We start from the raw sequence: 22,955 nt of genomic DNA, 5'->3' as shown, positions 1-22,955 counted from the left end.
TCGACAAGTTCCCCCAAGCTGATCGACAAAGTCGGATTTGCGCTCCTGCACAAGGGCGTGATCGATTCCGACGTGATCAGCCGCGCCATCGCCATCAAGGAGCGCGAGGCGGGCAGCGGGCAGCGCAGTCTTGCGCAGATACTCGTGTCGGAGTTCAAGGTGGACCACGACGCGGTATTCAGCGAAGTCGCCAAGGTCTACGCCTTCAAGGAACTGCGCCTCGACGACGGCTCGATGGACGAGCGCCGCCAGACCTTCATCAAGCAGCTCCTCGACACACTCACGCCGCAGCAGAAGCAGTACCTCGTCGAAGCGAAGGCGCTGCCCTGGAAATACGACGAGCAGGCGTCCGACAAACTCATCATCATCGCGGCCGATCCGACGCACAAGCACCTTCCGCGTATCGCGTACTATTTCCGCGCGCGGAAATACGAAGTGTACTTCGTGCGTTCGACCGCCCTGCAGCCGCACATCGAAGGGCTGCTGCGCAGCGAGAACGTCTTCCTCGAGAGTCTCAAGGACATCGAGGCCGAGATTCAGGACACCGATTTCGAATCGGGCATCGACGAAGCGGCTCTCGATCAGGAAATCAACAAGAGCATGCTGGTCAACTTCTTCGAGGGCTGCCTCGTGGAAGCCGTCCGGCAGGGCGCGAGCGATATTCACATATTCCCTTCAGGGCTGTCCAGCACCGAATTCCATTTTCGTGTCGACGGCAAACTCCGGGTATGGAACCGCATCGACGGCAGCCGGCCCGAGGCGGTGCTCGCGGTGGTGAAGGACCGCAGCCGCGGCGTCGACCGCTTCGAGCGCGACGCGGCTCAGGACGGGTACATACAGCGACAGATCGACAACACCATCATCCGATTCCGCGTGTCGGTGCTGCCGATCGTAGGAAGCGAATACACGATGAAATACGAGAGCGTCGTCATCCGCGTTCTCGACAGCCGCAAGGTCATCACCGACATACGCAAGATCGGTTTCCAGGAGAAGGCCTACGAGTGGTTCAACAAGGCCATCCGCAAACCGCAGGGCATGGTGATTCTGACTGGTCCGACCGGAAGCGGAAAGAGCACGACACTTGTCGCGGCTCTGTACGCGGTGATCAGCCCGCAGGTGAACGTGCTCACGGTCGAGGATCCCGTCGAGTACGTGATCGCCGGCGCGCGGCAGATCAAGATCGGACCACGCACCAACTTCGAACAGGCCATCCGCGCGATTCTGCGCCATGATCCCGACATCGTGATGGTGGGTGAAATGCGCGACAAGATGACGGCCGACATCGCGATCAAGCTCGCGAATACGGGCCATCTCACCTTCTCGACGCTGCACACCAACGACGCGCCCAGCGCGGTGACCCGACTCTTTAAAATGGGCATCGAGCCCTTCCTCATCGCGTACGCGATCAACCTGATCGTGGCGCAGCGCCTTGTGCGCCGGCTCTGTCCGAAGTGCAAACGTCCCGCCGACAAACTCGATGTGGCCGAAGCGCTGAGCGCGGGCTTCACGGAGGAGGAAATCGAAACGACGACATTCTACGAACCTGTCGGCTGCCCGAGCTGCATGGGCGGGTACCGCGGCCGCGCCGCGATCCACGAATCGCTCTACTTCTCGTCCGCCGTGCGACGGGCAATCTTCGAGTCCGGCGAAGAAATCAACGAGGATCTGGTCCGCTCCATCGCCGTCAGCGAGGGCATGCTCACCCTGCGCGGATCCGCGCGTGAACGCGTGAAGGAAGGTGTGACATGTATCGCCGAAGTTGTGGCCGCCACGATGGAGGAGGAAAGCTGATCCCCCCGGACCGGCTATATCCTCCACACAACACACGTCAAACACAGACATTCCAGGCGGGCCGGATGTACCGGTCCGCCTTTTCGCGTATCCGTCCCCGAATGCCTTTGTAAACAAGACATACAAAATTGCAAATTTTTCACCAACACCCCTCCACTTACACAGCTCCTCACCTTAAACCTTTGTTTCGTTTGGACATAAAACCGGATTTCAGATTGGCCTAATTGTTGGAGGATGTTGAGGACCAAAGAGTCTCACAAGGCCCCGCACACACAGGTGTAACCACTAATACCGCTACCAGATACATGCATTCCCCTGAAACAGCCGCCCCCGCCGTCGCCGCCACGTCGAATGTCAACGGAAACGGACACGCAGCATTGCCGCAGAGTCTGGTGCAAAACGCGATGGCCGTGATGCAGTACATCTCGAAGGATTTGCCGCATCACCTGTTCGGTGTCGAAAAGCAGGAATGGCTCGCGAAAAAACTGGAGACGCAGGACGACCGCGCGATACAGCTCCTGCGCATGTTCTACGAGGGTATTCTCCTGCGCATGCGCGAGATCGAGGCATCCGACATCGACCTCGGCAGTCTCGGCACAAACGGAAAGATCTGGATGCGTGTTCACGGCGACAAGAAGCCGATGGAGGATCTGCCGTCGCTTCCTTCGCCGCTCTGCGACGTGCTGATCCAGGCCGTGGTGACGCCGAAGCAGCGGCTGACACTCATCAACAACCGCAACCTGGATTTTTCGTATCAGGCGCGGGTGGGCGAGGAGCTGCACCGTTACCGCGGAACCGCGTACTTCGATCTCGACTCGCCCGCCATGAACATGCGCGCGATCAACGCGAAGATCCGCCCCTACGAGAGTTACAACTTCCACATCAACGTGACGCGGATCGTGAATCTGCAGCACACGAAGGAAGGACTGATTCTGATCACCGGCATCACCGGATCCGGAAAGAGCACCACGCTGGACGCGATCATCGACGCGAACAATTCGAGCGTGCCGTCCCACATCATCATCATCGGCGCGCCGATCGAATACGTGCACACGCCGAAGCGTTCCGTCGTCCGCCACCGCGAAGTGGGCCGCGACGTGATGTCGTTCAAGGACGGCACCGTGCAGGCGCTGCGCCAGGATCCGGACATCGTGGTGATCGGTGAAATGCGTGATCCTGAGACGATCATGTCGGCGCTCGAAATCACAGATTCCGGTCACAAAGTGTTTTCAACCCTGCACACCTCGTCGGCGACGGAGAGCATCGACCGTGTTGTCGGCGAAGTGCCGCCCATCGAGCAGGACCGCGTGCGCAACCGTCTTGCCGACGTGCTCCGCTGCGTCGTGTCGCAGAAGCTCGTGCCGACCATCGACGGAAAGCGCGCCCTCGCCACGGAAGTGCTTGTCGTGACCCCCTCCGTGCGCTCCGCAATCAAGAACGGGAACACCGGCGAAATCTACCAGATGATCAACGAGGGCCAGGCCCTTGGAATGCACACGATGGAGCAGGACCTCAAACGCATCGTCGGGCTCGGGAAGATCAGCATCGAAGAGGCGTTGAACCACGCCAACAACAAAAAACGCATGCAGCAATTGCTGGGCATGAAATAACACGCGGAAGCGACGCATATGAAGCCATCACACAAATCGGACGACGTTTGCATCGGCCTCTCCATCGAGGGCGATCTGCTGCGCCTCGCTGCCGTCGGCCGCGAAGGGAAGAACCTGCACGTGCTCGACGTCGCGTCGATGCCGATACCCGTGCAGCAGCATGTGACACACGAGAAGGATGACGGCGGAGCCAATCCCTTCGACCGCGCCGACATGGGCGACGGCGACGAGATGGACTACACCGCCGTGAAGGATTTCCTCTCGGGTCATTACATTCCCGGCGCGACCGTGGCCGTCAGTCTCGGCGATCACAACATCCGTACGTTTCTCACGACGAGTGATCCGAAAGATTCGCCCAAAAAGGTGATCAGCCACCTGCTCTCCGAGGTGCAACACTCGCTCAACCTCGAGCTGGGCAAGGATCAGATCTCGTACGAGCGCATCGGCAAGACGGGTATCGTGGCGTCGGCCCGCATCGAGAACTCCCCGCTCCTCGAAGTGTTCGCCCTGCCGCATGGCGCCTCGCGCCGGAGCACGCGCATCAACTTCGTGACCAGCGCCGACATCGCGATCGTCAATCTCGTGCGTGTACACTTCCGTTTCCGCGACGATTCGATCGTCCACATCGTACACGTCGCGAAGGACGAGACCAAGCTCTTCATCATGCGCGGATACGATCTCGTCTACATCGCACCGCCGATACAGCAGGGCGCGAACGACCGCGACTATGTGACGATGCTCAACAACCGCCTCGAACTCGCCGCCGAAAACGCGGGCTACTCGAAGGCCGACGCGGTGGTGCTCTCGGGATACGCCGAGGAGATCGGACTGAAGGAGGAGATGCTCGAGAACGATCCCGGGCTGGTGTTCCACTCCCTCGCGCGTCTGCGTGTGAGTCACGGACCCAACGAGGCACTCGCGCGTGAACTGCCGCGTTACGCCGTCCCCATTTCGGTGGCATGGCAGCAGTTGCAGCCGAAGAATCCGCACTTCTACAAAATCAACCTGATTCCGTCGCGCATCCGCGAGGAACAGAAGAAGGCCAAGCTCGCGTGGCACGGTCTGCTGCTGCTGGTGCTGCTCTTTGTCGCGGCAACGGGCCTGACGATCATGAGTCTGCAGAAACAGGAGCGCATCCGCACCGAGCAGGCGCAGCTCAACTACGAGCGGAAGCAGATCAACGAGCAGCGCGCCATCGTCGCGCAGATCAACGAGCTCGAAGAGCGCTCGTCGTCGCTGGTCGCGGCGACCAACACGCTCGACACGCTGCTCATGAACTCCGAGAAATACTCCGACGCGCTCGACACACTCGCGCGCGCCGCGGGCGGCCTGCGCAACATCTGGATCAACGAGATGAAACCCGACGCCGACGGCAACATATCGGTGGTCGGATTCTCCGTCACACGTCCGAGCATCCCCTCGTTCTCGAGTTCGATCGGCACCACGAACCTCCGCGAAATATCCGTGCAGCAGATCGGCGACAAGAAGGTGTACCGCTACGATGTGGCGCTGATGGTTCCGGACCTCTACCCCAGCAGCGGGTCGCCCGCCACAGCGTGGCACGACACGATTCGGACGACGCTGGGCGACGTCTCCTCGCGTTTCACGGCCACCAAGGAAAAAGAGACCAAGAAGGCGGGCAAGTCCAAAGGCAAAGGCAAATCAAAGAATAAGAAAGGGTAAGACCGATGCCATACGCCGTACGTAACTCCATCATTCTCGCCGTGCTCCTCGTGCTGTTCTCCGGAGCGGGCAGCGGCTACATCTTCCTCTATCAGGAAGACAAGATCGAACAGATCAGCGCCGAGCGTGAAAAAATCCAAAAGGAACTGGGCGACGTCAGCGACCTGTACAACCGGCTCGCGCAGGTACAGCTCCGCGTGCAGCAACTGACAGGCGCCTGGACCTTGCGCCCGAAACTGGTTCCCGCGAGCGAAGTAGCGAGCAACACCAACGTGTACCTGAACGAGATTCTCGGCATGAGTCCGGAACTCGATCTGAACGTCCTGACGCAGGAGAAGGTTGAACAGGACGGCTGCGGATACGTGCGCTACCACATCTCCGGACAGGGCCCCTTCTTCAGTCTGGCGCGCATGATTCAGTACATCGAACACGGGCCGAAGCTGATGAAGCTGATCAACGTCGACATCCGTGAGGTGCACAGCGTGGACAAGGACCGCGGCACCATCGATCATACGGTACAATTCGACGCCGACGTGCTCGCCTATTACACCGCGCAGACGGCCTTTGCCGACAGCGCGAAGGCGCCCGCGCTGCGCGATGTCGTGTTCCAGCCGATCACTTACAATCCCTTCCTTTCGCTCGTCAATCCCGAGATTCCGCCCAACGTGTACGACCTGCCCGATGTCGAGAATTCGACGCTGCTGGCCGTCATGAAGGGACGCGCCTTCATCAGCGATCAGCACAATCAGTTGGTCATGCTCACCGAAGGCGACGAGGTGTATCTCGGCTACGTCAGCAAGATCATGCCCGAGCGCAGGCAGGTGTTGTTCCTGCTCAACAAGGGCGGCATCGTCGAACGCTACATGCTGACACTCCGATTCCAGACCAATGTTGAACTTCCCAAGCAAGTAAAAAGGCCGAAGTCATGAACGCTCACCTGTTACGCGCATGCCTGATCGTGGTGCTGCTCGGCGTCACCGCGCTGCATGCCCAGGACAAACCCGTCCCGCGGGACTATACACCCCCCGAGGAAACGCTGGCGATGACGGGCGACACGCCCTTCGCAAAAGCGATGCAGATCTTCTCGAACGCCTTCAAACGCTTCGCCTCGAAGCCGCTCGTGTACGAGGAGGCCCTGGCCACTTCCGCACCCGGTTCGAAGACGGTCGATTCGCGCACGATCGGCATCAACATCCCGGGCATGTACTGGCGTGACGCCTTCGACCTCGTGCTCCGCGTGAACAACTTCTGGTACGTGGAGAACCCCGACTACGTGCGTATTTATTCATTGTCGGGCAAGGCCGACAGTCTCAACCTTTCGGCGAAGCAGGCCATCTCGACGCGTGAAGTGGAGATCTCCGCGGTGTTTTTCGAGGCGAACCGTTCGGAGATGGAACAGCTCGGCGTGAACTGGGATTTCCTGAACGTCGCGCCGTCGCTCATCACAAAATCCGGTGTCGTGAATCTCGACGTCGGCGCATCGAGCAGTTCGGGAAGCGGATCCGGCAGCGGCGAGCAGACGCAGGACATTCAGTTCGGCATGATGAACGAGCTCACCTACACCGCAAACGGCGGCAAAACATCGCTGCACGCATGGATCAAGGCGATGGAATCCGAAAATCTCGGCGATCTGATTTCGAGTCCGTCGATCACCGTGCGTTCGGGCGAGGAAGGACGCATCCATGTGGGACAGGACTTCTCGGTGAAGCAGCGCGACATGTCGGGGAACACGACGGAGAAGTTCTATAGCGCGGGTACCATCATCAACGTGACACCCGTGATCATGAAGCAGGACTCGCTGGAATTCGTCCATCTGAAGATTTCGGCGGAACGCAGCAGCGTCATACCCGATCCCGTGTCGACCATCGTCAACAAGACCCTCGCGAATACCTCGGTGATTCTCATCGACGGCGAGGAGACCGTGGTCGGCGGCCTGTACACGAACGACGTGCAGGCGGTGCGCCGCGGCATCCCGATTCTGAAGGACCTGCCCTGGTGGGTGCTTGGTCTGCGCTACCTCTTCGGCTACGACGAGGAGAAGCTGAACAAGAAGGAACTCATCATCATCCTGAAGGCGCGCCTTGTACCTTCGCTCGAAGACCGCTTGTCGAGAAAAGTCGCCGAAATCCAGCAGGGTAATCAGCGGGTGCTGCAGCTCGAGGCCGAACGGATCGACGAAATGCGCAAGAATCTGCTGCGCCAGATCGAGACCGCGCGGGCGAACCGCAAATAAGCACAGCGACTATTTCCGTCCCGATCCGCGGCCGGCGAGCCCCTTCATGGCACGCCGGCCGCGTCTCATTCTGCGCCGGGTTTGAAAACCCTCATCCACAGCGTATTTTCCGCGCATGAATGAGATACAGACCACGAACACGCAGGCGCCGGCCGGGGGACACCGCATACTCGTGGTGGACGACGAGCGTGTCGTATGTGACGCTCTTGCGAGGCATTTGCGCGCGGCGGGTTTTGACGTCACGGTGGCCTACGGCGGCACGATGGCGCTCGAAATTCTCGACACCGCGCGATTCGACCTCGCCCTGCTCGACATCCGCATGCCCAAAATCACCGGCTTCGACGTACTCGAGCGGCTGATGAAGGATCCCGGCGCGAAGGCCATCATGATGACGGCCTATGCCGACATCAAGAGCGCGGTGGATCTTATTTCACGCGGTGCCGTCGACATCATCAGCAAACCGCTCGACGTGGAAGAGGTGATCACCACCGTGCGCCGCTGGCTCGGGGATCCGCTCGAAAACGGCGGCCAGACCACCGTCTGACACGATCAGCCGTGCTGAACCGTCCACCGCCGGAATCCTCCACCCGGTGGACTGCATCATATACGGACACCGACGGAACTCACCACGCCGGCCACAAGGAACATGACATGCAGATCGTCACACTCATAAGCAAAAAGGCCATTCCCGTGCTTCTCGGAGCAGCGGGCGGCTATTTGTACTGGCATTTCATCGGATGCTCGACCGGCTCCTGCCCGATCACGAGTTCGTGGATCAACAGCACGCTGTACGGCACGCTGATCGGCGCAACCTTCCTCCTTCCCGGAAAAAAAATCGCGACCCAGGCGGCCCCCGCAAAGGAGCACACCCCGGATCCGGACGAGATGAAGACCCGTTAATCCTTTTTCCATCGCCTTTTTCACAATCCCAGAGAGACAGATTATGCCGATGTTCGAATATATCTGCGCCGACTGTGGCGAGAAGTACGACATCCTTTTCAAGGGCAGCGAAAAATCCGACATGATCGTGTGCCCCGCCTGCACATCGCGCAATTACACAAAGAAGTTCTCCACCTTCTCCGCATCCGTGAGCGGCGCGCAGTATTCCTCGTCGGATTACGGCTGCGCATCAGGCACCTGCGGCATCCCGTCGGCCTCGCCCTGCGCCAGCGGCATGTGCGGGCTGGGATAATGCATATGATCGCCCGCAGAATTTTAACCGCGCTCCTGACCCCGTTCCTCTTCCTCGCCTCCTGCTCCGCGGAGGGCGACAAAACCGCCGTAAGCGTGCAGACGCTGCGCGAGAAGCTCGCAAAAGATCCGACCACCGTGGTGGTGGACGTGCGCAACGCGGACGAATTGTCGGGACCGCTCGGCAAGCTCGACGGTGTACAACACATCCCGCTCGCAGACCTTCCGTCGCGGCTGTCGGAACTATCCGCACATAAAAATCGCGAGATTCACATTATTTGCCGCAGCGGAAATCGCTCGGGCAAGGCGGCAAGCTTCCTCCGTGAAAAGGGATTTCAGGCCCTCAACGTCACGGGCGGAATGATCTCGTGGCGCTCGTCGTTCCAGAACGCCAACCGGTAAATTCCGCCCCGCGCGCGGCGCGGATCAGTACGTCTCGGCGCGGGTCAGGCCGGCGAATTTCAGGACGAGGGTCTTGCGGCCGACGGACTCGAAGTGCACAAGAGCCCGCGCCATGTCGCCCGAGCCCTGAAGGTCCATGATGCGTCCGCGGCCGAAGGTCGCGTGCAGCACGATCGTTCCGATCACGAATGACTCGTCGGTCTGGGAATACGATTCGCCCCCGGCCTGGCTATATTCGGATGTAGTTGTCCGTTTTTTCGGGGCCGCCGGCCTCGCCGTGTGTGACGGGAAAAATTCCGTCTGCGCGGGCCGGGCGCGGCGCGTTTCGCGTGCGACAGATTTCGGATCCACCTCCCCGAGAAAGCGCGACGGGATCTGTGGCGCCCGCTCGCCCCAGCGGATGCGCGTGCGGGCGTGCAGCATATACAGCTTCTGCATGGCGCGCGTCATGCCCACATAACAGAGGCGCCTCTCCTCATCGACTTCGTCGCGGTCGATGGACTGGGCGGAGGGGAACAGCCCGTCCTCCATTCCCGTGAGGAACACGACCGGAAACTCGAGGCCCTTCGCGGCGTGCAGCGTCATAAGCGTGACGGCATTACGTTCGCCGTCGAGCGCGTCGACATCCGCGACGAGTGATGCCTCGGCGAGGAACTGTTCGAGTGTGGATTCGCCGTCGGCCGTCTGGAAATCGGTGATCGCAGACAGGAGTTCCTGCACATTCTCGAGACGCGCGCGCGATTCGGGTGTTCCTTCCTGTTTGAATTCCCCCACTATCCCGAGTTCGTCGACCAGCGAGGCGGCCAATTCCCCGGCCGAAATTTTGCTGCGCAGACCCGCGTATTTCTGGATGAGCGCTGCAAATTCACCGATGCGCCGCACCGCTGCCGAACCGAGCCCGGGCACGGTGGCCGCGTTGAGCACCACTTCGAACAGCGCCCCGCCCTGCTCGGCCGCGTACTCGCGCAGCTTCGCGATGCTGCTCGCGCCTATGCCGCGCAGGGGGTAATTGATCACGCGCGCCACCGCCTCGTCGTCGCTCGGATTAACAAGCACGCGCAGATAGGCGAGAATATCCTTCACCTCCTTGCGCCGGTAAAACGCCACACCACCGATAATGGTGTACGGGATGCCGTTGCGGCGCAAAGCGTCCTCGAGCGCGCGCGACTGCGCGTTGGTCCGGTACAGCAGCGCAAAATCCTTGAGCTGCAGCTTTCGCTTACGCCCCTCCTCCTGAATCGCGGCAACGACGCGCCGCGCCTCCTCGGTTTCGTCGGCAACTTCCACGATGGAGATCGGATCACCCTCGGGATTCTCGGTCCACAGCGTTTTCGGAAGCTGCCGCGGATTTTTGCGGATCAGCGCGTCGGCTCCGCGCAGGATGTTGCCCGTCGAGCGGTAATTCTGCTCGAGGCGGAACACCGCGGCCCCGGCGAAGTCGCGCTCGAACTCCAGTATGTTCCGGATGTCGGCACCCCGGAACGCGTAGATGCTCTGCGCATCGTCGCCCACGACGCATATGTTGCGGTGTTCCGAGGCAATGCGTCGCACGATCTGGTACTGCGCCTGATTCGTGTCCTGATACTCGTCGACGAGGATGAAGCGGAACAGCTTCTGATACTGCCCGAGCACGTCGGCATGTCCATCGAAGAGCCGAATCGGCTGGAGGATCAGGTCGTCGAAATCCATGGCATTGGCGGAACGCAGCCGCGCTTCGTAGTCGCGGAACACTTCGGCCACCTTCCTGCCGAACACGTCGCGCGCGTCGGCATCGAGGTCGGCGGGTCCCATCATCTTGTTCTTCGCCGCGCTGATTGCATGCCGGACTGCGGAAGCCGACAATTGCTGCGTATTGATGCCGCGGTCCGACATCACCGACTTCACCAGCGCCTGCGCATCGTCGGTGTCGTAGATCGAAAAACTCTTGTGATACCCGATTTTCTCCGCGTCACGACGCAGCAGCCGTGCAAACGTCGAATGGAACGTCCCCATCCAAATCCGCTTTGCATCTTCTCCGGGAATGAGCAGCTCCACACGCTCGCGCATCTCGCGCGCGGCTTTGTTCGTGAAGGTCAGCGCAAGGATGTTGTGCGCGGGAACGCCGCATTGAAGCAGGTACGCGATCCTGTATGCCAGCACGCGGGTCTTGCCGCTTCCCGCGCCCGCGATTATCATCACAGGGCCGTCGAGGGTGCGGACTGCGTCGCGCTGCACGGTATTCAGGTCGTTCCAGATCATGTGTAGGAGTTAGGAGCTAGGAGCTAGGAGTGAGGAACCGGGAAATGGGGATGAGAATACGAGGAATGACTGGGGAGGGCTGGCGATGTTCTGATACGGAAAGCGCTGTTCTTCCATCCATCGTGCTGCCATTCCCCTTTTCCCGTTGCCCGTTTCCCGTTGGCCGTTTCCCGTTGGCCGTTGGCCGTACCCCGTTTAGCGTTCCGGGCGCATGGTCGGGAAGAGGATGACGTCACGGATCGATTCGGCTCCGGTGAGTAGAATAGTAAGGCGGTCGACACCGATGCCGAGTCCGGCCGTAGGCGGCATGCCGTATTCCAGAGTCTCGATGAAGTCCTCATCAAACGACATGGCCTCTTCATCACCGCGTGCGCGAAGTCCTGCCTGCTCGAGGAATCGTTCCTTTTGGTCGATCGGATCGTTCAATTCCGAGAAGGAGTTGGCGATTTCCTGACCGTTGATGTACAGTTCGAAGCGTTCGACGAGTCCGTCCTGCGCGCGATGCCTCTTGGCGAGCGGCGACAACTCCAGCGGATAGTCGGTGATGAACGTTGGCTGCACGAGGTGATGTTCGACGCGGGCCGAAAAGATTTCGTCGATGATGCGTCCCGGTCCGTCGCTGTCTTCGAGTTCCACGCCGAGGCGCGCGGCGGCCGCGCGAAGTCCCTGCTCGTCGAGTCCGGCGAGCGACTCGCCCGTGTATTCGCGAATGGCCTCGAACATGGGGAGGCGCCGGTACGGCGGAGTGAAGTCGATATCGGCGCCGCCGACAGACACGACGGGTGTGCCGTTGACAGCCTGGTTCACCGTGTGCAGCATCTCCTCGACGAGGCCCATCATCCACGCGTAGTCCTTGTACGCGACGTACAGCTCGAGCATGGTGAACTCGGGATTGTGGCTGCGGTCCATGCCTTCGTTCCGGAAATCCTTGCTGATCTCGTACACGCCGTCGAAGCCGCCGACGATGAGCCGCTTGAGGTACAACTCGTCGGCAATGCGCAGATACAGCGTCATGTCGAGCGCGTTGTGATGCGTCACAAAGGGCCGCGCCGCCGCGCCGCCGTACAGGGGCTGCAGCACGGGCGTCTCGACCTCGAGATACCCGCGCGTGTCGAGGTAACCGCGCAGCGCGGTCACGAGCTTCGAACGTTTCACGAAGGTTTCGCGCACGCTCGGATTCAGGACCAGATCCAGGGCCCGCTTGCGATAGCGGAGTTCCTTGTCCGTAAACTGGTCGTACACCACACGATTCCCCTGCTCGTCGGTCTTTTCCTTGGGAACGGGCAGCGGACGCAGCGATTTCGCGAGCAGTTCCAGCTTTTTGACGTGGATTGAAACTTCTCCGGTACGCGTGCGAAAAACAAAACCTGTGACCCCGATAATATCGCCGATATCAAGCAGTTTCATGATCTCGTACGCATCGTCCCCCACGTCGTCGCGCTTGAGATACACCTGGATGCGCCCGGTGTGGTCCTGCACGTGCGCAAATGTGGCCTTGCCCATGCGGCGCAGCGCCATGATGCGACCGGCAAGAGATATGTCGGGCCCCTGCGGCGCGTCGTCGACGAAGGATGCGACGGTCGCGGCCGCGGTGGCGGTGACGTCGAAGGAGTACGGGTACGGATTGATGCCGCGATCGAGAAGCTCGCGATACTCCTCGCGGCGGCGGAGCATGAGATCGTTCAGGTCGTCTGTTTCGTCGTGGGGCTGTGACACGTATAGTTCCTCGGGATGGAATCGCGATTTGGCAAGCAAGAAACATACGCCCACATGCGCGGAAAAACAACCGCGGTTGGGATTTGCAGGCCCGCGGCGTAGTTTGCCGCCACACGTTCCGGCACACAGCGCATGACCTCGAACCGCAAACAGCTCTTCCTCTTCATCTTCATCGCCATCGTTGTGGTGAGTGTGCTCGAAGGCATGCGCGACGCGCTCGTGGAGGGCGATTCCGGCGTTCTCGTCGGGCAGCTCATCGTGCTCGCGATCATCGGCTACGTGGCATGGCGATCGCGAGAAACCCTGCAGAGCGCGCGCGAACGCTACCGGCAGCGCTTCGAAGAATCGCAGGACACGCTCAGTGTCAAGGACGCGGCGCTGTTCTCGCTCTCGTGGAGCATGGAGATCTACCGCGGCATCCCGCAGGATCGCAAGCGGCTCGTCAAACAGGCCTTCCTGCTCATCGGACTCGGCATGGCCCTCGTGTGGCTGCAGTTGGGGAGCAACGGACTCACAACGCTGGTACTCGTGGGCGCGCTGGTGCTCGCGGGCGTGAACCTGCTTGTGTGGGTGTTCTCGAGCGAGCGCGGAGAGCGCGACCGGCTGCGCATCGAACTCGACACCGCGCGTCACATGCAACTCAGTCTCATGCCCACCGGCGATCCCTGCATCCGCGGTTACGACATTGCGGGCTTCTGCGCGCCGGCGCGCGACGTCGGCGGAGACCACTTCGATTATGCGCACCTCGGCGACGGTCGTTTTGCCGTGGCAGTGGTGGACGTGGCGGGCAAGGGCATGGACGCGGCCATGACCGCCGTATTCACGAGCGGCGCATTTGTTGCGACCGTGCAGGTCGACACCGACGTGCCGCGTGTCATGACCACGCTCAACACCGCCGTGCGTTCGCGCGCCGACAGGACGCGCTTCGTCTCGTTTTTCCTGCTCGCGCTCAAACCCGCGAGCGGTGAGGTGGAATACTGCAACGCGGGGCAGACCCGGCCGCTCCTGCTCCGCAACGGCGAAGTGCTCGAAATGCACAACAAGGGGGCGCATTTCCCGCTCGGCCTCGTCGACAATCCCGAATACACTGCCACGAATGTCGTCCTCCGTCCGGGCGATCTCTTGCTCCTATTCACCGACGGCCTCTCCGAGGCGATGAATCCCGCGCGGGAGATCTTCGGCGCCGAGCGCATCGCCGAGACGCTCCGCGGTCTCGCCGCGCGTGATGCCGACGCCGCAACCTGCATCGCGACGATACGCGACGACGTGACGCGTCATGCCGCCGGAGCCGAGCAGCACGACGATGTGACACTCGTGGTGATCCGGCCGCTCGCGGCACCCGTCGAGGAAACCGCCGCGCCCTAGTGTGAAGGGACGCCGCGCGGCTTGAGTATTTTTTCCTTCAGGAAGTGCACCAGGTCGGTCGGGGAGACCGGCTTCTCGAGGTAATAATCGGCCTTGATCCACTTGCGCTCCTCGGAGGTTTCGATCGAGAAGCGGTAGCCGGTCTCGTGTGCCGCCGAGGTCAGCATCACGATACACACCGATGAGCCGTGTGTGTGTTTGTCGAGAGCACGGCAGAGCCGGAAGCCCGAATCCGGGTGCTCCATCACGAGATCCACAAACACCACGTCGGGCAGAAAACGCTCGAAGGCCTCGAGACCGCTCTCGCTGTCGTACGCGCTCGCGACCTCAAATCCCGCGGCCTCGAGGGCCACGCGGTTGATTTCGACAAGGTCGATGTCGTCGTCGATAAGAAGAATTTTTTTATTCATGACTTTTCGGATCGGGGAATGGGGAACGGGGAACGGGGAACGGGGAATGGGTAACCGGAAACGGGAAATCAGATTCTTCACTGTTCCTAGCTACTAGTTCCTAGATCCTAGCTCCTTGTTCCTGATGACCGATCGATGTATTCGGTATGCAGCAGTTTGTGCGCGAGGTGGCTGCCGGGCGCTTCGAGGAAGGTGTTGTAGAGATGTTGAATGGATTGGTTGTGATGAGAGCAACGCACGGGTGTGTCGCGGTCCAGCGCGTACATGCTCTCGGTGCGCTTGCGCACGCGCGCCGGATCGGCGCTGCGCGGCTGACCGCCGCCGTTCACGCAGCCGCCCGGGCAGGCCATCACCTCGATAAAATCGTAGGGCGATTCACCCGCTCGGATGGCGTCGAGTATGGGACCGACAGCACGAAGTCCGCTCACAGCCGCGAGACGCAGAGTGCGGTCGCCGATGGTGACCTCGGCGCGGCGTGTGCTGTCGGCGCCGCGGATGGGCGAAAATTCGAGCGACGACATTTCGCCTCCCGTCAACACGTGATAGACCGTGCGCACCGCGGCCTCCATCACACCGCCCGAGGCGCCGAACAGCGCCGCGGCGCCGGTGGCGTCGCCCATGGGATCGTCGAACGGTTCGTCGGGCAGACGTGCAAAATCGATGCCCGCGGCGCGTATCATGCGCGCGAGTTCACGCGTGGTCAGAACGGCGTCGACGTCGGGTCCCTGCGCGCCCAGTTCCGGACGCTGGGCCTCGAACTTTTTCGCCGTGCAGGGCATGATCGAGAGCACAAACACCGAGGAGGGGTCGAGTCCGATCCGCTCGGCGTACGCGCTTTTGAGAAGCGCGCCCTGCATCTCGTGCGGCGATTTGCAACTGCTCAGATGCGGAAGCAGATCGGGATAGAAGTGCTCGATGTAGGCGACCCAGCCCGGGCTGCACGACGTGAGCAGCGGCAGGGTGCCGCCATTCTTCACACGTTCGAGCAGCTCGTGTCCCTCTTCCATAATGGTGAGATCGGCGCTGAAGTTTGTGTCGAAGACGCGGTCCACACCCAGGCGCCGCAGGGCGGCGACGATTTTCCCTGTTACAAGCGTGCCCGCGGGCAGACCGAACTCCTCGCCCAGCGCGGCCCTCACGGCCGGCGCCACCTGGGCCACAACCGTGCGCGCGGGACTGTTGATCGCCTCCCACACCGGCTTCCCGCTGCTCTTTTCGCCCAGCGCGCCGACGGGGCACACGAGCACACACTGCCCGCATTCAACACAGGCCACCGTGTTGAGACTGCGCTCCATCGCGGGCGCAACCACGCTGCGGAAACCGCGGTTCGCGAAGTCGATCGCGCCGACGTTCTGCACCTCGTGGCACACCCGCACGCAGCGGCCGCAGAGGATACACTTCTCGACATCACGTTCGATGGCGGGACTGGCCACGTCGATCTTACCGCGCCGGCGTTTGCCGTGATAGCGTCGCATGCGCACATCGTATTCGCGCGCGAGATGCTGGAGTTCGCAGGTCTGATTGCGCTCGCAGACGAGGCAATCCTGCGGATGATTCGCGATGAGCAGCTCGATGATCGTCTTCCTTGCGCGGCGCACACGCGGCGAATTGGTGCGCACCTCGAGACCCTCCGACGCGGGGTAGGCGCAGGCGGGCACGAGATTGCGCTGTCCCTCGGCCTCGACGACGCAGACGCGGCATGCGCCTGTGGGCGAGAGATCCTTCAACGCGCAGAGCGTGGGGATTTTGATGCCTTCGCGTTCCGCGACAGCGAGAAGTGTTTCGCCCTGCCGGGCGGCGCAGCGTTTGCCGTTTATCGTGACGTTCATGGTTCCTTCTCCGTCAATGCGCCAGAATGGCATGGTGGGCGCAGTTCACGCGGCACTGGTCGCAGCGCGTGCATTTTTCCTCGATGATGTAGTGCGCGTGTTTTTTCTCCCCGAGAATCGCTCCCGAGGGACATTTCATCGCGCAAAGTCCGCAACCGTTACAGTGTTCCTGATCGATGCGGTAGGTGAGCAGTTCGCGGCAGGCGCCCGCGGGACAGACGCGGTCGTAGAGATGCGCCTCGTACTCGTCGCGGAAATACCGCAGCGTGCTGACGACCGGATTCGGAGCGGATTGTCCGAGACCGCACAGCGACGCGTCGGTGATCACCTCCGCGAGGCGTTCGAGATACACCATGCCCTGGAAACGCTGCAGGGCGTCGTCGGCGCTTTCACCGCGGTGGCTGCGAGTCAGACTCGTGAGTGTTTCGAGCAGTCGTGTGGTGCCCTCGCGGCAGGGAATACACTTGCCGCAGGATTCCTCCTCGATAAATGCCATGAAGTATTTCGCCAGATCCACCATGCAGGTGCTTTCGTCCATCACCACCAGTCCGCCCGATCCCATCATGGCGCCGACTTGCTTGAGCTGCTCGTAGTCGACGGGTGTGTCGATCACCGATTCGGGCAGAGCGCCGCCCGAGGGTCCGCCGATCTGCACGGCCTTGAAGCGTTTGCCATCGGGGATGCCGCCGCCGATGTCGAACACGACCTCGCGGAGCGTGGTGCCCATGGGCACTTCCACCAGACCCGTATTAAACACCCGGCCCGACAGCGCGAAGATTTTGGTGCCCTTCGAAGTTGTGGTGCCGAGCGCCGCGTAGGCGGGCGCGCCGAGTCCGAGCAGCACGGGCACGTTGGCGAAGGTCTCGACATTATTCACCACGGTCGGTTTGCCGAAGAGGCCCGAGACCGACGGATAAGGGGGGCGCGGACGCGGCATGCCCCGGCGCCCCTCGATGGAGTTCATCAACGCCGTCTCTTCGCCGCAGACAAACGCGCCCGCGCCCTTTTTGATGAGCAGATCGAAGCTGAAGCCCGATCCGAGAATGTTCTCGCCGAGAAGTCCGTACGCGCGCGCGTCGGCGATAGTGCGGCGCAACCGCTCGATGGCGAGCGGATACTCGGCGCGGCAGTACACATAGCCGCGCGAAGCTCCTATTGCGTACGCGGCGATGATCATGCCCTCGACCACGCGATGCGGATCGGATTCGAGCACGGCGCGGTCCATAAACGCGCCCGGATCCCCCTCATCGGCGTTGCAGATCAGATACTTCACGTCCGACTGCTGCGCGCGCGCGAACTCCCATTTTTTTCCTGTCGGAAATCCGCCGCCGCCGCGTCCTCGAAGTCCGCCCTCGAGCACGTCCTGTATCAACGCTTCGGGCGTCATGGTATTGAGCACACGCGACAGCGCGCGGTATGCGCCGTGCGCCATTGCCTGCGTGATGTCCTCGGGATCGACGATGCCGCAGTTGGCCAGCACCCGTTTCTGCTGTTTCGCGAAGAAGGGCAGTTCGTGCAGCAGCGGGAGTCCGTGCCAGCCCTCGGCATCACACGGTGCCGCGATGCCCAGCAGTTTCGACACAACGACGCTGCGGCCCAGCACCGAGCTTTCGATGATGGAAGGCACATCGCGCGGTGTGACATCGGCGTACGTGATACGCGGGAGGCCGGGCAGCTTCACATCGACGAGCACCTCGCGCGAGCAATATCCGAGGCAGCCGGTGCGCAGCAGCGTGGCATCGATGCCGCGCACGGCGAACTCGGCCGCGAAGGCGTCGAACACACCCTGCGCGCCATTGGCCAGGCCGCACGTGCCCATGCCGACAAAGACGACGGGTTTCTGGTGAACTTCGAGACGGAGCCGTGCGAGCAGTTCCGTGCGGCGCAGTTCGCCCTCGTCGCCGCGGGCGGAATCACATTGGGCTCCGAGGTTCACACAGTCCACAAAACGCGGACACGGCGCGGCCTGTGCGTGTGTGCACCCGCTGAAACACTCAACAAACGGGTTCATGTTCGGCCTCCGTTTTCTGCGCTTTCGCCTTGTAGGTGCGGAGCAGCTTCTGCAGCGATTTGACGGTGAGACCGCCGTGGAACTGCTCATTCACCGCTATGACCGGCGCGATGGAACAGGCGCCGATACACGCGACGGTCTCGAGCGTGAAGAGGCGGTCGCGCGTGGTATCGCCGGCCTTGACGCCCAGCTCGTTTTCAAGTGTCTGCAGAAGATCGAAGGATCCCTTGACGTGGCAGGCGGTGCCGCGGCAAACCTTGATCACGTATTCACCAAAGGGCTGGAAGCGGAATTGGTTATAGAAGGTGGCCACACCGTACACACGCGAGACAGGGATGCCGATGTACTCGGCGACTCGTTCCATCTCTGCTTCGGGCAGGTATCCATGGATTTCCTGCACGTCCTGCAGCATGTCGATGAGCCAGGAGGCGTCCTTCCGCGGGTAGCGCTGCAGAGGATCCGTTTCGGGAATTGTGTTTTCCATTACTAAGGGAGGTGCTGTGATAAGAGGTACTGTTTCGGATTCTAGTGAATTTTTTCTCTAATACGGATTTTTCATTCGAAGTTTCGGGCGCACTCTTCCCCGCTTCTCAGAGCAGGAATCGCCGTAAATCACTGTCGAAATGAGAGATGCGGCAATATTACGTAAAACGACCAAATCCCCGGATAATTCGTACCGCCGTCGTATTGTGAAATTATTCTCATTTCATTACCAACTTACAGCACCGGTTCGGAAAAAGCAAGTCCCCGAAACAAATTCCCGGCATCAGTTGCATCAATTCCTGCCGTAACTTTCCACGTTACACGTTTTCACGTGTCCAAGTGGCAGGTAGCAAGGTGGACAAGTGGAAGGTGGCACGGTGGACAAGTGGAAGGTAGCAAAGTGGACAAGTGGAAGGTGGCACAGCGAGCGCCCGGCGTTCAGCGTTCCCCTCCCTACTCTCTACTCCCTACTCCCTACTCCCAACTCCCAACTCCCTACCCCCACTCCAAGTTGCATTTTCCGATTTCCTCCGTATATTTGTATTCCCATCCGATTGCGCCCTTAGCTTAATTGGATAGAGCATCTGACTACGGATCAGAAGGTTCGGGGTTCGAGTCCCTGAGGGCGCGCAAGAGAAGGCTCACGGCAGTGAGCCTTTTTCGTTGACAACAGCTTCCGTGGTACGCCTTGTCGCGTATGAGTGGCGGGGTTCATATTGGGGTGAAGAACGAACTTGGGCGCGAACTACTCCCCATCGGAACGCTTGATGCGAATGCGGCTCGGTTCTGCATCGCATACTCGTCCAGCGGCATGGACTTGACAATGGTTCAATTACTCCATAAGATGTCCCAAATCATCTTATTGTTCGCGGCGTATGAGTTTTGGTGCAATCGCAGCCAATCCTGCGATGTGAATAAAGGAGTATACCATGTGGAAAGCATCGTACGTTCTGATTCTTCTTTCTGGCGTCATCGCAATGACTCAGGTTCTCCGTGCACAAGAGTTGCGTATTCCTGAATCGGCCTCTCTTTCCTCCCCGACAGTTGCCCGGCAATTCCATTACCAGGGATGCCTGACAAAACCCGACGGCACACCGCAGCCCGACGGCACGTATCAGATGAAGTTCGAAATCATCGATCAGACAACAAGTCCGGGATCCGTAGTCTTCTCGGAAGCCGCGTCCATCACAACAAAGAAGGGGTTGTTCGAACACGCCATCGGCAGCGTCGACACGGTCGGGAACAGGTTGAATCCTGCCATTTTCCAACGCCGCGTCGCGCTGCGCCTCACCGTCAACGGCGAAACGCTCCAACCGCTGATCCCGATCTACAGTGTTCCCATCGCGATGCACGCCTTGTATGCGGATTCTCTGAGGCAACCTTTGCCGGCGGGACCGGCGGGACCCAAAGGTGTCGATGGTATCAATTGCTGGGACCTCGACGGCGATGGAGTGAAAGATGCAAATGAGGATAAAAATACCGATGGAAAATGGGACGCCGCAGACTGCATCGGTCCGCAAGGTCCGGCGGGTCCGCGTGGACCGGCAGGGCCGCCGGGAGGCGCCGGGGGAAAAGACACGGTCAGTATCGTCAGGACCGATTCGCTTGTTGTTCTGACAATTTCAGAACATTACGGACCCGAGTATTACATCTATGATGATCCAATCACGGGGAAGAAGGACACGACTCGCATTTACGGCGGCCAGATATGGATCGGTGACGGCAAAGGCGGAGTCGCAGTTTCGTTCGACCAGCGTCAGTCCATTCACAACATTCCGGAATTATACATTTATACTGATCCGCAGACCGGAAAGTCTGACACATCAAAAATTCACGGCGGGCAAATCCTCATCGGGGATGGCAGGGGGGGAACCACTGTTCTCTTTGATCAGGAAAAATCGGTTCACAACGTCCCCGAATTCTACATCTACACCGATCCTGCATCAGGAAAGAAAGATACGACGCTCATCCATGGCGGAGCGTTGAGTACAACGGCATTCAGTGTGTTGGACGCAAAAGGCAATGTCAAAGTGGCATTCTCGGAAAACGAGTCATACCATGAGGTGCCCGAAACCTACGTGCACATCAATCCCACCACCGGGAAACGTGATACAACAGTGATTGACGGAGGATCCGTAACAGGCCGTAATATTGGCGTAGTGGACGGGAGTGGTAATCTGAAAGTGACTTTTGATGAAAACAAATCCGTACACCGTGTCCCTGAATACTACATCCGCACGGATCCGTCAACCGGCAAGGCCGACACGACCATACTCAATGGCTCACAGATCATCGGATCGCGGATGTTTATCAGAGATGACCTTGGGAGAGTGGTCGGGCAAATTACTCCGACCGGTATGGGAACCTTTACTCCGGGAAGTCCGATCGTGCTTGGATTCATCACACAAGGGGGAACAGGAGATTTTCACGGCCTCGTTGTCAGGGACAGCGCAGGGAATGCCACAACCTTTCACGACCGTCGTGGCCACTCGTTCCACTATCGTCCCGAGACCTTTTACGGGGGCGTGACCGTCCCTCTCGAAAACGGAAACATCATGCGCCTCGATCCACTGGAAGGCCTCTCGATAAAAACCCCGACGGGAGGATTTGTCGGACACCTGAATCCGCAGGGCAGTTTCTACTTTATCGGGACGAAGAACAATATCGTTCCCACGGCCAGCTACGGCACAAGGCAGATGTACGCGGTTGAAGCGCCGGATGTGCGCTATTCAGACTATGGCAGTGCACAGCTCGTCGATGGCGAAGCGGAAGTGCGGCTCGATCCGATGTTCCTCGAAACCGTGACAATCGACGAGGAGCACCCGATGATCGTCACGCTCACACCGTCCGGCGATTGCCGCGGCTTGTATGTGGCGCGCAAAGGCACAGATCGTTTTCTCGTGCGCGAACTCAGCGGCGGCAGGTCGAGCATCGAGTTCGACTGGCAGATTGTCGTCAAACGGCGCGGATACGAGAACGCCCGCATGGAGTCTTATCAGCGTGCTGCCACACGAGAAGAGATGCAGTCGCAGCAAAAATCCTCGATAGAAGCACAGCAGATTCCTGCGCCGGAAGCCACCGATTCTTCCTCACTTCCCACATTGCCTGATGCAACTCCGGACAGACGTGTGCGCGGCTCATCGGATGGTCCCGCCCGTCGCAGACCAGTGCCAGCATCTTCAGGTACCGAACGAGGAAAGCAGACGCTTCCGGAACGGAGTCCGAGATGAAATCCACGATTCTATTCGTCGCCTTGGTATTCCTCGCATCGTCGTGTCTTCACGCGCAGTCGAGCGCAAATTTCGTCATCGAAGCGGACTTGTTCGATTCAGGCGGTCTCGGCAATGCATCGCCGAAAAGTGCATCATTCGCGATGATCTCGATTATCGCCCAATCCGCCGCGAGGAACTCGTCAACAAGCACTACTTACGATCTCTCCTCCGGCGTCATCTGCCTTTTCTGCGGAAAAGCAGGTCCAGTGGGCGTTGAAAGCACCACCGCGACGAGTGCGTTTTTTCTCGGGCAATCCTATCCTAATCCAGCCAGTGCCGGAGCAGACGGGATCGTGTTTGTCCAGTACAGCCTCTCGTCGCCCGCTCGCATCTCGCTCCGTCTGCGCGATCTGTATGGTCGTGTCGTCGCCACGGTATACAACGGAGACAAAAGCGGAGGTCTGCATACTGCCTCGCTTGACGTCTCAGATCTGACACGAGGCAATTACATCCTCGAACTCGAGTCGCCCGGCGCCTTGCTCAGCCGCATGATAACCGTGCTGAGATAAGGTCCGGTTTTTTCGTTTGGCAACTGTCGACCTGCCGAAAGGGGTCGATGTTTCGAACGAATGCGGCACAGCGTGTATTTCCGCGATGTGACGATTCGGGAAAACCGGTGGTTGATTAAGGACGCACAGCCGGACTTTCCGTTTACGGATCTGAAGGTTCGGGGTTCGAATCCCTGAGGGCGCGCAAGAAAACAGACGAAACATCAGTAAAA

General features: G+C 60.1%; 18 protein-coding genes and 1 tRNA gene. 13 read left to right on the top strand and 6 right to left on the bottom strand.

Going from position 1 to position 22,955, the window contains the following annotated elements; translation table 11 throughout:
* The first annotated feature begins 18 nt into the window (after positions 1-18).
* From HY962_04955 to HY962_04915, 9 genes are all read left to right on the top strand, one after another.
* Positions 19-1,791 carry a type II/IV secretion system protein gene (locus HY962_04955; protein MBI5646261.1) on the top strand — a complete coding sequence of 591 codons (1,773 nt, stop codon included), beginning with the start codon at positions 19-21 and terminating at the stop codon, positions 1,789-1,791.
* A 404-nt stretch (positions 1,792-2,195) separates the two neighbouring features.
* Complete coding sequence (locus HY962_04950; protein ID MBI5646260.1) at positions 2,196-3,401, top strand: PilT/PilU family type 4a pilus ATPase; 1,206 nt, start codon at positions 2,196-2,198, stop codon at positions 3,399-3,401.
* Positions 3,402-3,419: 18 nt separating this feature from the next.
* Positions 3,420-5,084: a hypothetical protein gene (locus HY962_04945; GenBank protein MBI5646259.1), complete on the top strand. Its 1,665-nt coding sequence runs from the start codon at positions 3,420-3,422 to the stop codon at positions 5,082-5,084.
* 5 nt (positions 5,085-5,089) lie between these two features.
* Positions 5,090-6,013, top strand: coding sequence for a hypothetical protein (locus tag HY962_04940; protein ID MBI5646258.1), 924 nt, complete (start codon positions 5,090-5,092; stop codon positions 6,011-6,013).
* Positions 6,010-7,317 carry a type II and III secretion system protein gene (locus HY962_04935; GenBank protein MBI5646257.1) on the top strand — a complete coding sequence of 436 codons (1,308 nt, stop codon included), beginning with the start codon at positions 6,010-6,012 and terminating at the stop codon, positions 7,315-7,317. Before HY962_04940 ends, HY962_04935 begins: the two co-directional genes overlap by 4 nt.
* Before the next feature lie 115 nt (positions 7,318-7,432).
* Positions 7,433-7,861 carry a response regulator gene (locus tag HY962_04930; GenBank protein ID MBI5646256.1) on the top strand — a complete coding sequence of 143 codons (429 nt, stop codon included), beginning with the start codon at positions 7,433-7,435 and terminating at the stop codon, positions 7,859-7,861.
* 107 nt (positions 7,862-7,968) lie between these two features.
* Complete coding sequence (locus HY962_04925) at positions 7,969-8,217, top strand: hypothetical protein (GenBank protein ID MBI5646255.1); 249 nt, start codon at positions 7,969-7,971, stop codon at positions 8,215-8,217.
* Positions 8,218-8,260: 43 nt separating this feature from the next.
* Complete coding sequence (locus HY962_04920) at positions 8,261-8,509, top strand: zinc ribbon domain-containing protein (GenBank protein ID MBI5646254.1); 249 nt, start codon at positions 8,261-8,263, stop codon at positions 8,507-8,509.
* Between the two features lie 5 nt (positions 8,510-8,514).
* A complete protein-coding gene (locus HY962_04915; protein ID MBI5646253.1) occupies positions 8,515-8,910 on the top strand; it encodes a rhodanese-like domain-containing protein in 396 nt (131 codons plus the stop codon).
* A 24-nt stretch (positions 8,911-8,934) separates the two neighbouring features.
* Here the strand turns inward: HY962_04915 and HY962_04910 are convergent, their stop codons facing one another.
* Both HY962_04910 and lysS read right to left on the bottom strand, forming a co-directional pair.
* Positions 8,935-11,148, bottom strand: a complete 2,214-nt coding sequence (locus tag HY962_04910) for a UvrD-helicase domain-containing protein (protein ID MBI5646252.1) — start codon at positions 11,146-11,148, stop codon at positions 8,935-8,937.
* 195 nt (positions 11,149-11,343) lie between these two features.
* Positions 11,344-12,822: a lysine--tRNA ligase gene (gene lysS / locus HY962_04905; protein ID MBI5646251.1), complete on the bottom strand. Its 1,479-nt coding sequence runs from the start codon at positions 12,820-12,822 to the stop codon at positions 11,344-11,346.
* A 174-nt stretch (positions 12,823-12,996) separates the two neighbouring features.
* Here lysS and HY962_04900 point away from each other — a divergent pair, with 174 nt between their 5' ends.
* The gene (locus HY962_04900) at positions 12,997-14,229 is read left to right on the top strand and encodes a SpoIIE family protein phosphatase (GenBank protein MBI5646250.1); all 1,233 of its coding nucleotides are present in this window, start codon (positions 12,997-12,999) and stop codon (positions 14,227-14,229) included.
* On the opposite strand, the gene HY962_04895 is transcribed toward HY962_04900, so the two are convergent.
* From HY962_04895 to nuoE, 4 genes are all read right to left on the bottom strand, one after another.
* Positions 14,226-14,639 (bottom strand): response regulator, encoded by a 414-nt coding sequence (locus HY962_04895; protein ID MBI5646249.1) that lies wholly within the window; start codon positions 14,637-14,639, stop codon positions 14,226-14,228. The two genes, HY962_04900 and HY962_04895, sit on opposite strands and share 4 nt — an antisense overlap.
* Positions 14,640-14,746: 107 nt before the next feature.
* Entirely contained in the window at positions 14,747-16,468 is a 1,722-nt protein-coding gene (locus tag HY962_04890; GenBank protein ID MBI5646248.1) for an iron hydrogenase small subunit, read from the bottom strand.
* Positions 16,469-16,481: 13 nt separating this feature from the next.
* Entirely contained in the window at positions 16,482-18,479 is a 1,998-nt protein-coding gene (locus HY962_04885; GenBank protein MBI5646247.1) for an SLBB domain-containing protein, read from the bottom strand.
* Positions 18,463-18,963, bottom strand: a complete 501-nt coding sequence (nuoE, locus tag HY962_04880; GenBank protein MBI5646246.1) for an NADH-quinone oxidoreductase subunit NuoE — start codon at positions 18,961-18,963, stop codon at positions 18,463-18,465. The genes HY962_04885 and nuoE overlap by 17 nt, the downstream gene beginning before the upstream one ends.
* 555 nt (positions 18,964-19,518) lie before the next feature.
* On the opposite strand from nuoE, the gene HY962_04875 reads away from it, so the two are divergent.
* From HY962_04875 to HY962_04865, 3 genes are all read left to right on the top strand, one after another.
* Positions 19,519-19,592 (top strand) — tRNA-Arg (locus HY962_04875).
* Positions 19,593-19,891: 299 nt separating this feature from the next.
* On the top strand, positions 19,892-22,192 hold the full coding sequence (locus HY962_04870; GenBank protein MBI5646245.1) for a hypothetical protein: 2,301 nt from the start codon (positions 19,892-19,894) through the stop codon (positions 22,190-22,192).
* Positions 22,189-22,743, top strand: coding sequence for a T9SS type A sorting domain-containing protein (locus tag HY962_04865; GenBank protein ID MBI5646244.1), 555 nt, complete (start codon positions 22,189-22,191; stop codon positions 22,741-22,743). Before HY962_04870 ends, HY962_04865 begins: the two co-directional genes overlap by 4 nt.
* Positions 22,744-22,955 lie beyond the last annotated feature (212 nt).

The sequence above is a fragment of the Ignavibacteriota bacterium genome (genome assembly GCA_016218045.1).
Classification (GTDB): domain Bacteria; phylum Bacteroidota; class Ignavibacteria; order SZUA-365; family SZUA-365; genus JACRFB01.
The sequence above is the reverse complement of the archived record's forward strand: the minus strand, read 5'-3'. Positions and strand labels throughout refer to the sequence as shown.